A 15,134-nucleotide genomic window follows, 5' to 3' on the forward strand; every position below is an offset into this window, starting at 1 on the left:
GAATTTCGTTACCGTGCTGGGATTACCCATATAATCAATGCCGCATCGGAAGATGGACATTGCTATTTACCACAACCCGAATTAATTGAGGAAGTTTCCAAATGCCTCAAAACCGATGACCACCAACCAATGGAAGAAGCGATCGCACAAATCATCAAAAATATGTCCCTCGCGGACGAACTAATTAGAGAAAGCTCCCCTGACAAAACACTACTTTGTTACAATCCTGCATTTTTCAACACAGAGAACAATTTAGCACTACTAATCGCCCAACGTTTAAGAAGCCCCATCAATCCAGATATGGAACGAGTCCGCACCTGGCTTGCACGTTTTACCGAAAGTCGCAAAGTTGAACTTTCACCTCAACAACAACAAGCTGTGGAGATGGCAGCTTACTCACGAGTATTAATAGTTACTGGTGGACCAGGAACCGGGAAAACGTTTAGTGTGCGTACTATTGTGGAACTGTGGAAGGCGATGGGTAAATCAATTGCCCTCGCAGCACCAACAGGACGGGCAGCGCAACGCTTAACTGAGATGACGGGATTGGAGGCAAAAACCGTACATAGATTGCTGGAGTTTGACCCCAAGAATATGGGGTTTAAGAGGGATATGAAAAATCCCCTGCCGCAAAAAGCAATTATCATCGATGAGGCGAGTATGTTGGATTTATTCTTGGCATACAGTTTAATCAAAGCTATATCCGAAGACAGCCAAATTCTGGTGGTTGGTGATGATGATCAGCTACCTTCCGTTGGACCAGGCAAGGTGTTAGCAGATTTAATGAGTTCGGGAAAAGTACCCGTAGTTCGTCTTACTCAAATATTTCGCCAAGCCCAAACAAGTGCGATTATTAGAAGTGCCCACCAAATTAACCTTGGGCAATACCCAAATATTGAACCAATTTCTAATAATCCTCAATCTGATTGTCTTTGGCATGGTGGTGGGCAACAACCGGAACATGGTGTTCAAGCAATTAGTGAGTTGATTACAGATTTTATTCCTAAACTTGGTTTTAATCCTGTAGCCGATGTACAAGTATTATCCCCAATGACCAAACAATTGGCAATTCGTAATTCGCAATTCGCAATTAATTAATTGGAAATTAACTGCGAATTACGAACTGCGAACTGCGAATTGTACTGACCAGGGGATTGGTGGGTACGCGCAATCTCAATAATGTGTTGCAGCAGTTGATTAATCCTCCAAGTCCACAGAAACTAGAAGTAACAAGAGGTGGGACTGTTTTTCGGGTAGGCGATCGCGTAATTCAACTTACCAATGATTATAACCGTGAGGTATTTAACGGTGATGTCGGATTTATTACCAACATTGACACTGAGGAACAGGAAGTCATCGTCCAGTACCAAGAGCGGGATGTTACCTACGACTACGCAGATTTGAATGAGCTTGGTTTAGCTTGGAGTGTGACTATCCACAAATCCCAAGGTTCGGAATACCCAGTGGTAATTATGCCGATATACACTCAACACTACATGCTACTATCACGTAACTTGATTTATACGGGGTTAACTCGTGCGAAGAAATTGGCGATAATTGTCGGTTCCAAGAAGGCGATATCTGCGATAAGCTTCGCTAACGCAATGGCTGTAAGGTCTGTAAATCAGAAGGAACGGTATACCCAATTGCGGGAACGACTGGCTCAAATTTAAGCGATATGCCTCTGGTCTTAAGTTCCGCTTATCGCTTGAGTAGAAAATCCACAATAACCGTATTCAATCATAATGCTATCGCAATAATAAATAAAAGGTAACTGTAAATGACACCAGAAGAAAAAAGAGAAATTATAGAAACTTATAAATGGATAAAAGTGAAACGATATCAACCCGATGAAAGCAAATCGTGGGAAGAACGTTATCGAGAATTAGAAAAGCATCATTTGGAGGAAACTAATTTTTTAATTGCCAAAATCAGAGAAATTGTGGAGTTAATTTGATGTGACACCCCACAATTTACCTACTATATCAAGAAGCTACCAGCGATCGCATTGGCTAACGATTCACACTACCCATCGAATTTGCCGGATAGCGTTCTCCTACTGCAAAATTCTTCGGTGCTGATTCCTCAATCTGTTGTAATTCATCCTCCGTTAAAATAATTTCCACAGCAGCAATATTTTCCTCCAAATATTTGCGTCGCTTGGTTCCCGGAATTGGCACTATGTCTTCTCCCTGTGCTAACAACCAAGCCAGTGCTAACTGACTGGGAGTTACACCTTTATTGGAAGCAATTTCCTTTACCCGTTCGACAAGCTGGATATTCTTGTTAAAATTATCGCCTTGAAACCTCGGTAAAAACCTGCGAAAGTCATCAGCCGCAAAATCCTCTGGACTCTTAATTTCCCCAGAAAGAAAACCCCTACCTAACGGACTATAGGGCACAAAACCGATACCCAACTCCCGAATTGTAGGAATAATCTCATCCTCCACCTCACGAGTCCATAAAGAATATTCCGACTGCAAGGCACTAATTGGGTGAACTGCATGGGCACGACGAATGGTTTCGGGAGCAGCTTCCGAAAGCCCCAGGTAGCGAACTTTACCCTGCTTGACCAACTCAGCCATTGCTCCCACTGTCTCTTCAATTGGTACGTTGGTATCTACCCTGTGGAGATAATAAAGGTCGATACAATCGATTCCCAATCGCCGCAAGGAAGCATCACAAGCTTGATGTACGTATTCCGGCTTGCCATTGATAGAGCGTTCGCCACTTTCCCCGTTGCGTTGGATACCAAATTTTGTCGCTAAAATAACCTCGCTACGACGATGACAAATTGCCTTCCCTACCAACTCTTCATTTGCCCCAATTCCATACATATCGGCAGTATCCAACAGATTCACACCCATTTCTAAAGCGCGATGGATGGTAGCAATTGATTCTGCCTCATCCGTAACACCGTAAAACTCAGACATTCCCATACAACCGAGTCCAATACTAGAAACGGACAGACCGAGATTCCCTAATTTTCGAGTTTTCATTGCTTTTCTGCTCCTCGATTTGTTATTTCCAATTCTTTGTACAACTGAATTTTTTTCTGGATTACAGCTAAATTGCGGTGAAGTTCTTCCAGGTGTTGTAATACTTGAGACTCGTGGCTTTCCAGTATTTCTCTGCGATCGCTAATTGTGCCTTGGGGATTTTCCGCATCAACTTGGCGAATTTTTGCATGTGACGAATCGGCATTCCCGTCATCCGCAATTTAGTTAAAAATTCAATGCTGGCAATATCCACCGACGAATATCGACGATGCCCATTAGCTGCACGAGGGACAGGTTTAAGCAAACCGTTGCGTTCGTAGTAGCGTAATGTATGCACGTTTAATCCCGTTAGGGAAGCCACCTGCTGAATTGTCAATTCTGTATCCATGCTCACTACTGTAGAACTTAGAGCGCACTAATCGTCAACCCCTAATTTTTTCGTTGTGATAAGGAATGTCGGATGTAGGGAATTAATTCGCGTTGCTTTTGGCTGGCGTAGTTATCACAGACTCAAGGTTCACTAATCCCAAAAATGCTTGGACAAGCTCGAATGGCAGCTTCAAAACACAGAGAGAGGTGCTTGAACAATTTCCATTCCATGAATGTGCGGTAACTGCTACGATTCCTCCATATGCGATCGCACGACATTCTCACTTGAGTAGCAGTTTGTCTGTGACATCGCTTGAAGAGAAGCCTTCATTGAAGCAGGTAGATCGAGCATTGGAAAACTGACAAAAACACCTCTTTGATGAGACAGAAGTTCTACAACACTATGCTCGCATCTTTGATAGGGTAATTAGTAAGGGTGCAACTAGGGGTGCAAAAAAGTGACCAAAGAGCGATCGCTAACAGCCAATCTCAAGGAAGCAGAATCATTCTTAAAAATATTTCCGCGATCGCCCGTACAAGTAAGCAATCCATCCGCTTGGCAGGGTATTTTTCTAGCACACCACCGTCAACCAGCTTGGGAGATGCCGGAAAATCGCCTTTCTCAGCATATTTTGAGTATTAATCTGGGTTCGGCTAGCAAAATTGAACGGGTGATTGATGGACGGTTGCAGCGAGAGCAATTTCTACCGGGAAATATTGCCGTATATCCTGCCAATATTGACTACATTTTGCGCTGGGAGCGGGAATCGGAATTTTTATTGCTGGGAATTGAACCGACTTTGCTTACCCAAATAGCAAATGAGGTTTTAGGAAAAGACACAATCGAGCTTTTACCCCTATTGTCAACCCCCGATCCCTTAATTCACAGTATGGCTTTAGCACTCAAAGCCGAACTCGAATTTTCCCAAATTGGCGGCAGGCTTTATGTAGAGAATATTGCCCAAACCTTAGCGCTCCATCTGCTGCGAAATTATTCTGTTGCTAGCCAAGCAGTTGTACCACCAACGAGCCACGGTTTACCAAAACACAAGTTACAGCAGGCAACGGACTACATCAATGATTATTTGGATCGGGATTTGAGTTTAGGAGATTTGGCAGCATTGGTACAGATGAGTCCGTTTTATTTTGCTCGACTATTTAAGCAATCTACAGGATTAGCTCCCCACCAATTTGTAATTCGCTGTCGGGTTGAACGGGCAAAGGAACTTTTATTGCATAGCTCCCTGGGAATTGCCGATATTGCCGCAGAAGTTGGATTTGCCAACCAGAGCCATTTAAACCGCCACTTCAAGCGGATTGTGGGGGTGACTCCCCATGTTGTTATAAGCGATCGCAAGAATCTACCAAATACCGCAAGAACGTAGCATCATTACCAAGGTCGTGGGAATTATCTTAACTATTACAGATACCCCAGCAATATTTGGGCATTGCGGAAATTAATTTCGCCACATTTACCGCCGATTTCGATGTTTACGCAGTCAAATAGGAGAATTTCCATGAAAATTGGTGTAATTGGTTCCGGGGGTATTGGTGGTACAGTGGGAACCCTGTGGGCAAAAGCAGGACATGAGGTGTTATTTAGTTCTCGTAATCCCGAAAAACTGGCAACACTGGTAGCTGATGCTGGAAATAATGCCAAAGCAGGTACGATAGCAGATGCTGCCCAATTTGCAGATATTATTTTTTTGGCAGTTTATTACTGGACTACCGATGAAGCGATCGCATCTGCTGGAAAGCTGGCTGGTAAAATCATCATCGATGCAACCAATCCTTACATACGTAACAATGCCGGGGAAGTTCAACGGGTTCCCAACGTCAGTTCTGCTCTAGAACTTGCCAAAAAACTTCCCCAAAGCAAAATTGTTAAAGCCTACAACACTTTGCCAACCCGAATCTTTGCTGAAGAACACCATCTTCCCAATCCCTACACTGTGTTTTATTGCGGGGACGATACTGGTGCGAAATCGACGGTTTCCCAGTTAATTACGGATAGTGGCTTTGCGGGAATTGATACTGGTAAAATCAGCAATGTTATCAACCAGGAACCGGGAGGGTTACTTTACAATAAACCTCTGACGATGGATGCAGCCCGCGAATTACTGGCTTCCATTTGAGTTTCTATTGAAGTTTTAACTGAGCGATCGCGTCATTAATTTACTAAAAGTAATCAGTTTTTCTAAAATCAACTCAATCGAATAAAATCAAACATTTGGAGAATCCCCATGTCTGAAAACAACCGCATCCACGAGCTACTCGAATTTTTCAAAACCAATCCACCACCAGAGGAAGTTTATAATCGCTATTACGACGAAAATGTGGTTGTGCAAGAAAATATGCAACCTCCACGTGTGGGACGAACTCTGAGTATCGAACGGCAAAAACTGATGAATGCCAATGTCCAGGAAATTCACGATTTTCAAATTAATGCGGTGTTGGTGGATGGCGATCGCTCGATGGTGGAAATGCACTTGGATGCAACTACAAAGGATGGCTATCACTTTCATCTAGAAGAAGTCGGTTTGCAAACCTGGAAAGATGGCAGAATAATTCACGAACGTTATTTTTACGATCCCGCTAGCTTTGAAGGTAAAACCAAAGAATACAACCTAATGCATTAATTCAATTCCAAAATTTAGATGCTTTATCAAGGACTAGATTAATTATGAAGAACTGTATCATTGTCGGATTTGGAACAGGTGTTGGATTGGGGATAGCGCGTGCTTTTGGTCGAGCAGGTTTTAGTTTGGGGCTAATTTCTCGATCGCCGCAAAAGTATGCAGAAGAAGTCAAATCACTTACCGATGCTGGTATCGATTGTCAAATTGTTGCGGCAGATGCCAGCGATGAAGTTAGTTTAGAACAGGCGATCGCGTCTTTAATTCAAACCCAAGGTATGCCATCTGTCCTAATTTATAACGTCGTCTCCGGCAGCTATGGCAAACCAACGAGTATCAGTGGCGATAAATTGCTCGAAGATTTCAAGTCGAATGTGGTTGGAGCATTGGTTGCAGCCAAAGCTGTGCTACCCGCAATGCAAGCTCAAGAACAGGGAAGTATCTTATTTACTGGCGGTGGCTGGGCGCATTATCCTTGGGATGGTGCAGCTTCGATGAGTATCGGGAAAGCCGGAATTCGCAGTCTTGCCATGACACTTGCACAGGAATTGCAAGAGACTCCGATTCGAGTGGGGTTAATTAGCATTATGGGAGAGGTAGCACCAGGAACTAGTTTTGACCCCGACAAAATTGGCGAGGCATTTTTAGCCATGCACCAAAAGCAAGCTGTTGAATACGAAATAGAATTTATGTTCAAGGGCTAAAAGAAAAAGATGAAAGCATATCAAATTCAAACCCCCGAGTTGTGATTCAACTTTAAATGGATGTCCAATTTCCAATTCGTAACTATTCATTCCCCCCCCTTAAAATGCTCGAAACCCTTATTTTATCGTTGAGAAGTAGGGGGGAGTGTGAAAGGTTACCCAATTCGTCCAATTCTTGTCACCGAAGTGCAAATTTTACACTTCGGTAAATTTTAGTTTCAGCTTAATTCGGGATTCCACCCCATCATGAACAAATTGATTACTGGTAAAGAATGAAGACTCATTGCAAAGGCTGAAGAAAATAGCTTGTTTATAATTGACGAACGAAAGCCACGCAATTTTTGAAACCGATGCAAGAGATGGGAGGAATTATAGATTCGATTACCATTGTAGAAAGAGCAAACATTAACGCTATTAATTCTGGGTTAAACCCTATCCCAGCATTTAGACAACGTTGTCCAAATGTCGTTTTATTGAGGTTCTCAGGCATTTTGAAAAGTGCTGAAAGATTATAAGTTATCTAAGTATTCCTTTTATTTGACGAATGATTAGGGGCTTAAATGAGTATTGCTATACTTGTAGCAAATTTGTCGATATCGCGACAGTTTTTATACTAATTTAATTAACGTGGGGAACGATGATAAAACTGTCACATCTTCCAAGTATTTTAGTGGGAATGCGTTTCGCTCTAGCTCCTTTACTAGTTTTTGATGCTTTAGACCATAAAACCAGTTTTTGGTTTATCATCGGTTACGTTATTGCCGTACTTTCAGACATTTTTGATGGTATCATTGCCCGCCGCTTGAAGGTAAGTACACCCCAACTTCGTCAAGCAGATAGCTGGGCTGATATTTGTTTGTATTTGTGTGTGGCAATTAGCACTTGGTTGGTATATCCCCAAGTAATCATCGATTTTCAAGTACCTTTATTATCTGCGATCGCAATTCAATTAACTTTGTTTGCCATTAGCCTGATTAAATTTAAAAAATTTCCTAGCTTCCACACATACACTGCCAAAAGCTGGGGGTTAACTCTTCTAGCTGCCACAATAGGTTTATTTGGTTTTAGTTATGCAAACACCCTTTGGTTTGCAATTGTGCTTTGTTGGCTCAATAGTTTAGAAGAAATTGTCATGACGCTGTTGTTACCAACTTGGCAATGTGATATTTTGAGTATCTTCCATGCAGTGGAGTTACGTAAAGTATTGATGCATTCGTCAAGCAGTCAGGACGGAGTGTAACTCCGTGAGATTAAAGCATTTGCTCCGCAAAAATTTCATTCTTTATTCGGATACCGTCGCATCATCTCCCCAATTTCCACTGCTTCTCCTTGGAACGTGTAAACAAAACCGGACGACATTGCTAGTACTATCCTTTCCCTCCTTGCCCACTCAAACCAAGTACTTACCCCAGTATCCACAGTATTTTTCGGTTTTTCGCCACTTTTACAGCTATTGATAAATAAACCCGTGGGATTATTACACCAACCCTCTTTAACCGCTTCCTTGACACGAGAAATTGCACTCTCCACGTTCTCCCAATATTTCTTAATTACTCCCAAACAAGGGTCAGGATTAATTCGTAATCTTTTTAACTCAGTGCAAATTTCTCGAATTTCAGGTTTTGTCGGACTATGTAAAGTCATATCAACTTCGACTTTTGCCCCAGCTTCGGAAAAATTACCCTCATTACTATCTTTGGCGTTAGTCGAGTTAACTTGTTCTGTGTTATCAGCGTAGTGAGTAATCTCGGACTGCTCTTGACATTGGGTTGACGATTCTTCTAGAGAATCTGTTTTATCAACGCAGCAACTAATCTGGGACTGTTCCCAAATCTCAGCTTCCTTTGCCAACTTTTCCCAGTCAACTTTTTCCTCGTCAACACCGTGTTGTTGTGGAGAGAACTCGGGAGCAGGGAAGTCTTTGATATCATCTGCTGAATTTGAACAGTTCGATGTGTTCAATGCGATCGCATTGATTTGCTGATTCTGACAAATGCTATTCCATAGGGCTTCCAGATTCTCGACGTTAATTGTGAACCAATTTGCTTGATACCAAGTTTTTTCGCTGTGACGGCGAATATCAATTAGTTTGAATTTTTCTTTTAAGTTTGCGATCGCACGTCTAATTTTTGATGGTTTTAGGAACGGTAATGTCTCACCCCAATCATTCAATGTCTTCCAAAACCAGATTCTGCCATCATCCTTGACATGCTTGGAAATCTGACAATAATAATGTATCTGCTGGAGTATCAATGCTTCCTCCAAACCAATCTCTGCTGCCAATAGAGGTGGCACTAAAAGCGGGGATTCTGGGGTAATTAGTCTGCTCATATCTATATACCTCCAAGGAGAACTTAAGCTTGCTCATTTTGAAATCGCGCTAATGCTTCTTGTTTTGCAGCTTCAAAGGCTTCTTTTTCGTCGGATGATATTTTACCAACTGCTTTTACCAATTCTTCTTTCTGCCTTTGTTTGACTTGTTCTGTCATCACAAACAAGCTATTTACATCATTCTCAATACGCTCGCTCGGTTGAAAGTTACGACGACGGAACAGAAACCGAAAGTGCCGTTTATCTTGCGGGGGTAATTCTTCCCAAACATCCGCATCCCATCCGGGAGGAATAAAATCGCTTGATGGTGGTAGTAGATTTTGTACTTGTGACTGGAGTTGATTAATAGCCTCCTGCATAGCTGGTATCAAGTTAAGCAACGCTATCTGGTCGTGACTAAGAAATGATTGGGGAGAATACCCAGTTTGTGACCAGATAAATACCCTTAATCCAGCTTTGGCAATCGTCCGGTAATTACTAACAGCGACTTGTTTGCCTTTATATTTTCTCGCATCTATTGCATAGTATTCGAGAATGGCGTGGCATAGTTCGTCAATTACGAACAAGCTATTTTTCTCGTCATTCGTGATGAGTCTCCATTCTTTACCAGCGAAGCATTCTAAGGATTTTGGTAAATCATTCGTGATGGGGCTAGAATCTCTTAAACGGTTAAGTAATTGGGTAATTGTCTGCTGTTGTGTACCACAAAAATCAGCCAGTGCTGTTACCGTCATTGCGCTAACTCCATCGGTTAGACGAGTGCAAAATCCTAACTCATCTTTGACCTCAAATGTATAGGCATAGCTGCCCGTCGTAGATATAGTGTTCATATCTCCCCCAATTTTTAACGCAGGATAACTCAGCGTTCGCTCATTTTTGACCTGAAAATTTAATTAACCCTTATAGGGCTTACAATCTATGCTCTACAAGCAATTCCAGCATTTTGAGTTCAAACAAGGTTTTAGCCATTTTTATGGTTTTATAGATAGCCCTCTATGTCTTAAATAGATGTTTCTAGAAACTTAATAACAAGGTAATAAATATCACCTTGTATTCCCTGCTTAATTAAAAATCGCCCTTTTCCCTTTGAATTAAGGCTTTAATTCAATTTGGAGTTTAAAAATAAGCGAACGCACAGGGATAAAGGAGTGGCAATTTAAATTGATGCCGTCATTACAATTTCTTGATTGCGATAGCGCAAGCGCACTGAGTGTCAGTTTGCGCTGCTCACAAAATCATCAATATGTTTGTCTAGTTGAGCAAGTACCTGTTTCAACTATTGTATTAGCTGGTGCAATATTTTGTGGGTCTACCATATTAAGTTACAAATGAAGGAAGAAGTAAGGAGGAAGAAGGAATAAGAAGGAATAACTAATAAAAACTTTAGTTCTGAGTTAGAGAGCTTCTCAGTCAAAAAAAAGATGTTCTTACAAAGTTTTGTGTGTCGTATTCCGTCCCCACAAACTTTGCGCTTGTTTCAATCTTACCCAATTAACGGGTGGGTACTTCTTTCTTCTTTCTTCCTCCTTCTTTCTTCGTGAACCCATTGTATTTGCAGAAATTTTGTAGGTACAAAAAGCAGGCTAATACGAAAACGTAAGATATAATCGAGCCTGATTACGGCACAAAATCAACACCTACTCACCCAGCTAATCGCTCCGCGAGTATTAAATCTATTATCTATATAGTATATGCACTGCATAGGCAAGTCAAGGCAGTGCATAAAAATGTATATACGAGCTAACTACGCAAAATCCCCCGATTCATCATCAGGGGATTTAGAATTAACTTTTAAAGACTTACGAACGCGATCGCGCCATTGCCTGAGAAACAGAAGTTCGCTTCTCAGGCTGCCAATTCCCCCAGGACTTGCTCCACTTTTACAAGTCTTTTTTCTAATTCCTCGATCTTTTGAGACTCGTTCTTATAAGGAGTCACTAAATACTGCTTCATATATTCAATTAATAGTTCTGTAGCAGAGGTATTATGCTCCTTCGCTTTTCTGATGAAAGCTTCTTTTAGCTCCTCATCAATTCGGATGTTTAATTGACCCATAGTATTTCCCATAGTTTATCTGTCTATACATAGACTAGCTTTGTTTTTTTGTCTATGCAATGCATATACTTACTTGTTCGATATAAATAGGGGTTCCGATTAATTTTGTATATACAACGTCTAAAATTGCATTGACAAAAAAAGATAGTCATTGTATATGCTAATTCTATGCAAATACTCATGCGATCGCTCCAAGCCTCGTAAGCAAAAGCGACCGCATGAGCAACCTTTTTACAGGGAATAATATTATGCACCAAATCGCCTATACAGAGCAAGTCTCCAACTGCGACAAGCGCGATCGACTAATCGTAGCGACTAGAGCTTAACTTTGGTGAAACCGCTCCAAATCGCTTCCCATGTTGGAAATCGAATTGCGGTTATCGATATTGGTAGATTTTCTCGATAGATTGAGTTCGCAAAATACGTCAATAGTTAGAAATTATCGTTGTATTTGATAGGAGAAGTTACAATTAGCGCAAATAATTGTCCAGTTACATTGATTCGATTTTATTGAACAGTTACAAAAATTTATTTAAAGTGGCACTAACTAATAATCAAAAAAGAGAATTGCTGACACCAATATCATCACATAACAGCCAGAATTTAACCCTCAGAGGATACCAATCTGAGGTAATTTCTCATGTATACGAAAAATTTGATGCTGGCAAAATATCCATCTTGCTCTATGCACCAACGGGAGCGGGAAAAACAATCATCGCTGCCAAAATTATCGCTGATTGGGTAAATCAAGGGAAACGGGTTTTATTTTTGGTTCATCGCGGTAAATTAGTTCACCAAACCAGGGATAAATTAAGTAAATTCTTCGGTATCGAACCTAGCATTATTTGGAGGGATTTTTATGAGCCAGATTACTCCAATCCCGTGCAAATTGCTATGCTGCAAACCCTGCAAAACCGAGAATTACCACCAGATATAGACTTAGTTATCCTCGATGAAGCTCACACAGGTTCTTACTACAAAATTTGGCAGAGAATTATGGTGTGCTATTCCGGTGGTGTGGTTGCTCTGAGTAAAACCAAATTTCTGGGACTTTCCGCATCTCCCTGGCGTAGCAAAACAGACCAAGGTTACTGTCACATCCCAACCAAAACTTGTCCCCAATGCGATTCTTTGATTGCAAACTACGAGAAAATCTGCCCTTTTTGTGGGTATATATTCGACTCTGAAAAGAAAAATGTTAGAGCTACAAAACGTAAGTTTGAGGAAATTTTATCACAGGAACAACAGCAACAATTTCGATTTTTGAAAGTTCGTGCTGTCAATGCTTACAATAAATGTAAACCTATCGATAATCTTGATAATTTATTCGAGCAGGAATTTAACTATAATCCTCCAATGGATTGGTATGATGGGTTAATTTTTAACAATGATTCAGAAATTTGGGGAATTCACGTACAACACTATTGGCGCTATTTGCTGGAAATTATCCCTAACCCCGGTTCGCCAATAGCGAAAGAACAGATTCAAGGATTAATTAAAAGAGAATTTAAATCAGCAATACAACGTGCTACAGAACATTTTCAAAAATCATTTACTCAAAAGAATGTTAGTCCTCAAGAAGTGAAATTTCGAGTTTCTGAAAGAATTGCATCTCTAATTAACTATAAACCTTGGTGGATAATCCTCGACTTAAAATCTCCACCTGATGCAAACTATTTAGATTTTACATACAAAGAATCTCGGTTTAAGTATGAGTCCACATTTGCCCTCAAGCCGAAGCTTTTACAAGCTCAGATGGAATTGATTGGTATTGCGATAGGTGAAGGTATTGATTATCACTCGCAAGATGAAGCAGTAATAGAAAAATCGATTGTTACAGTTAAACATGCAATCCTACATAAAAGTTTTTCATTTGTAAAATCTTTTGTTGGTCGATTAAATTCAACAGCCAAATTAAGGGTTTGGAATGGGTTAAATATTCGCGAAAAGCAAGCTTATAGAAAATGGCAGGAGAAAAATAATTCGGAGATATCAGAAAATACTGAGGTTGCAAGTTCGGCAATAAAACAAGTATCAGAAATCGAAGTTAAATCTCAGAATCATGTAAATCAGAATGATGAAATAATTGATAGAGATAATCTATTTAAATTATTAAGTGGCGAGATAAATGATGTTAAGGCTAATGTAAATAACAGCAATACGACTTCTGTTAAAAATCAACCAAATCTAATCCTATTTCCCGAACGAAGAGCTAATACTTCAACCTCAACTGTAGAGAATCCAAATCCTCATAATTTGCGAGTATGGGAAAAAGTAGCAAGTAATAAGCCGGATAGCCCTGCATATAATTGGTGTGGTAGAATTACGAGAATGCATCCAACTAACCCAGAAATTTGTTATGTTAATTATCCTGAAAGGAAAAGTTTACTGAATCTCAATGCAACCGAAATTAGTTGTCGGTTTGAAGATTTGCGCCGGATTTAAAGTGGAATAAATGATTTCAATACCTAATGAATTAGGCTACAAAAACAAAAAACTGAAAAGCAATTTTGATAAAAGCTTAGACTTTTTAGCCAATTAGTATCACTCCATCAATTAGTCAAAACTTTGTTAGCATCCTCATAATTTGGGATTCATTCTCTCCGATAGGCAACTTTTGCCATTCGGTAAGCCAGCAATTTTTGATGAGAACCGGAAAAAGTAGAGCGGATTTTGGCAGAACTGCGTTCTACAGTGAGCGATCGCCAGTAGAAGTACGTAACTATATCGACCGTTTATGGCAAACCCCTAACTCGGCAGCTATGATTTAACTATTGCCTTTGCCCGATAGGAAATTTTTTCCGTTCGGTAATTTATCGATACAACTTGTAAATCCTAATTAGTTTTTTTATACTAAGGGGAAATTCCGCAGATTGAAACCTACCATTTCTGGTATGTAAATTAACAGAGCTTTCCCCGATTAGCCACCAATTCAATCATCCCAATCGTTAATTCATATTTTCCCTTCCTCTGTGTTTAATAATTCATACTGAACTTTGAATTCTTCCCAACCAATAGAATTCCAATAATCTTCCAATTTCTCGTCCCATTCTCGTGATAAACGCAAATATTCCTCTCTTTGGGATTCGCCGACAGCACGTAATGATAAATCGTCGCAATCTATAACACCTTCTGCAACTAAATCTCCCAAATTATCCGTATCCCAAATTGAAGGTTGTAATACGATTCGTTTGGCATTATCCATAAATTTACTCCCTCAATAATACAAATATACTAATGCATCTCAATCATACAATAATCCAGCGAAGAGATGTAATTTTACGTCGTTAGTGATAGACAAGTTCTCGACCTCAGATGTACTACTCATTAACGTATAAATCCATAGATTGGGAGACGAAATGATGAATCAACCTGGTTTATGGCAATTTATCTCGAACACTTCTGTACTAAAACGGGTAAACCAATTATCGCCAATGGTGAGCCAATTATCGAAAAAATCGAATACTGTTTGGCAGAGTATTTTGCACCCAATGCCACGTTTAAATTGGGAGTTGTATATCAGGGATTGACAACAGAAGATGATTTGAAGCAATTTACATCTCAAGGATTAAGCCTGGAATTTGCAGCCGATCGCCGCTTTTATTTTATGGATGAAGGGTTGCGAGAAAAGCTGTTTGACCAAGCTCATTTTGGTGCTGCATACGGTTCAAATTTGTTTACACCCTGTAAAAGTTTCTCGGAGCGGGAAAATTTACGAGTTTTGGTAGTGGATGCGAACACTGGTGAAAATGGTGGGGTGATGCCAAATTCGGATGCGATCGCGCTTGTTGGTGACGGTGATGGGAAAATAGATGTAAGGCTTCATACATCTTTGGGGAATCAAGAAGCAACACCATTTCAAACTCGTTTTGGCATTAAAGAAAGATATGCTGGGTTAGATGTAGATGACGAAAATCAACCACTGATTAAAACTTGGCAACTGGGAAAAGGTACATTCGCTCCACGAGATTTAAGCGAGATAGGGAATGGTTATGATTTGATAATTTCCACTGACCAATTGAAGGGACGAAGTGTGGGGG

At 40.4% G+C, this 15,134-nt stretch carries 15 protein-coding genes and 2 pseudogenes; 11 read left to right on the top strand and 6 right to left on the bottom strand.

Features of this window, described 5'->3' with window-relative positions; all coding sequences use genetic code 11:
• Together CK510_RS13895 and CK510_RS31765 are read left to right on the top strand one after the other, a co-directional pair.
• Window positions 1–1,673 (top strand): annotated as a pseudogene (locus CK510_RS13895) (ATP-dependent DNA helicase); the annotation flags it as partial.
• Window positions 1,674–1,780: 107 nt separating this feature from the next.
• A complete protein-coding gene (locus CK510_RS31765) occupies window positions 1,781–1,957 on the top strand; it encodes a hypothetical protein (protein WP_158224901.1) in 177 nt (58 codons plus the stop codon).
• A 55-nt stretch (window positions 1,958–2,012) separates the two neighbouring features.
• On the opposite strand, the gene CK510_RS13900 is transcribed toward CK510_RS31765, so the two are convergent.
• Together CK510_RS13900 and CK510_RS13905 are read right to left on the bottom strand one after the other, a co-directional pair.
• Window positions 2,013–2,999 (bottom strand): aldo/keto reductase, encoded by a 987-nt coding sequence (locus CK510_RS13900; protein ID WP_095722267.1) that lies wholly within the window; start codon window positions 2,997–2,999, stop codon window positions 2,013–2,015.
• Between the two features lie 67 nt (window positions 3,000–3,066).
• Window positions 3,067–3,387, bottom strand: coding sequence for a MerR family DNA-binding transcriptional regulator (locus tag CK510_RS13905; protein WP_211293193.1), 321 nt, complete (start codon window positions 3,385–3,387; stop codon window positions 3,067–3,069).
• A 98-nt stretch (window positions 3,388–3,485) separates the two neighbouring features.
• On the opposite strand from CK510_RS13905, the gene CK510_RS31025 reads away from it, so the two are divergent.
• From CK510_RS31025 to CK510_RS13930, 6 genes are all read left to right on the top strand, one after another.
• Window positions 3,486–3,731, top strand: a complete 246-nt coding sequence (locus CK510_RS31025; RefSeq protein ID WP_143289301.1) for a hypothetical protein — start codon at window positions 3,486–3,488, stop codon at window positions 3,729–3,731.
• Window positions 3,732–3,826: 95 nt separating this feature from the next.
• The gene (locus CK510_RS13910) at window positions 3,827–4,753 is read left to right on the top strand and encodes an AraC family transcriptional regulator (RefSeq protein WP_095722268.1); all 927 of its coding nucleotides are present in this window, start codon (window positions 3,827–3,829) and stop codon (window positions 4,751–4,753) included.
• 132 nt (window positions 4,754–4,885) lie between these two features.
• Window positions 4,886–5,503, top strand: a complete 618-nt coding sequence (locus CK510_RS13915) for an NADPH-dependent F420 reductase (RefSeq protein ID WP_095722269.1) — start codon at window positions 4,886–4,888, stop codon at window positions 5,501–5,503.
• Window positions 5,504–5,611: 108 nt separating this feature from the next.
• Window positions 5,612–6,007 (top strand): nuclear transport factor 2 family protein, encoded by a 396-nt coding sequence (locus CK510_RS13920; protein WP_095722270.1) that lies wholly within the window; start codon window positions 5,612–5,614, stop codon window positions 6,005–6,007.
• A 44-nt stretch (window positions 6,008–6,051) separates the two neighbouring features.
• A complete protein-coding gene (locus CK510_RS13925) occupies window positions 6,052–6,708 on the top strand; it encodes an SDR family NAD(P)-dependent oxidoreductase (protein ID WP_095722271.1) in 657 nt (218 codons plus the stop codon).
• 637 nt (window positions 6,709–7,345) lie between these two features.
• Window positions 7,346–7,948 carry a CDP-alcohol phosphatidyltransferase family protein gene (locus CK510_RS13930; protein ID WP_095722272.1) on the top strand — a complete coding sequence of 201 codons (603 nt, stop codon included), beginning with the start codon at window positions 7,346–7,348 and terminating at the stop codon, window positions 7,946–7,948.
• A 35-nt stretch (window positions 7,949–7,983) separates the two neighbouring features.
• Here the strand turns inward: CK510_RS13930 and CK510_RS13935 are convergent, their stop codons facing one another.
• From CK510_RS13935 to CK510_RS13945, 3 genes are all read right to left on the bottom strand, one after another.
• Complete coding sequence (locus CK510_RS13935; RefSeq protein WP_095722273.1) at window positions 7,984–9,039, bottom strand: hypothetical protein; 1,056 nt, start codon at window positions 9,037–9,039, stop codon at window positions 7,984–7,986.
• 23 nt (window positions 9,040–9,062) lie between these two features.
• Window positions 9,063–9,869: a hypothetical protein gene (locus CK510_RS13940; RefSeq protein ID WP_095722274.1), complete on the bottom strand. Its 807-nt coding sequence runs from the start codon at window positions 9,867–9,869 to the stop codon at window positions 9,063–9,065.
• 1,015 nt (window positions 9,870–10,884) lie between these two features.
• Window positions 10,885–11,094 carry a hypothetical protein gene (locus CK510_RS13945; RefSeq protein WP_245912140.1) on the bottom strand — a complete coding sequence of 70 codons (210 nt, stop codon included), beginning with the start codon at window positions 11,092–11,094 and terminating at the stop codon, window positions 10,885–10,887.
• Window positions 11,095–11,631: 537 nt separating this feature from the next.
• Here CK510_RS13945 and CK510_RS13950 point away from each other — a divergent pair.
• On the top strand, window positions 11,632–13,539 hold the full coding sequence (locus tag CK510_RS13950; protein ID WP_158224902.1) for a DEAD/DEAH box helicase: 1,908 nt from the start codon (window positions 11,632–11,634) through the stop codon (window positions 13,537–13,539).
• Between the two features lie 200 nt (window positions 13,540–13,739).
• Entirely contained in the window at window positions 13,740–13,865 is a 126-nt protein-coding gene (locus CK510_RS33970) for a hypothetical protein (protein ID WP_281257019.1), read from the top strand.
• A gap of 182 nt (window positions 13,866–14,047) precedes the next feature.
• Here the strand turns inward: CK510_RS33970 and CK510_RS13955 are convergent, their stop codons facing one another.
• Complete coding sequence (locus CK510_RS13955; RefSeq protein ID WP_095722277.1) at window positions 14,048–14,299, bottom strand: hypothetical protein; 252 nt, start codon at window positions 14,297–14,299, stop codon at window positions 14,048–14,050.
• Between the two features lie 174 nt (window positions 14,300–14,473).
• Between CK510_RS13955 and CK510_RS13960 the strand changes: the two are divergent.
• Window positions 14,474–15,134, top strand: a pseudogene (locus CK510_RS13960) (hypothetical protein); the annotation flags it as partial.

The organism is Brunnivagina elsteri CCALA 953 (assembly GCF_002289455.1).
GTDB lineage: Bacteria > Cyanobacteriota > Cyanobacteriia > Cyanobacteriales > Nostocaceae > Brunnivagina > Brunnivagina elsteri.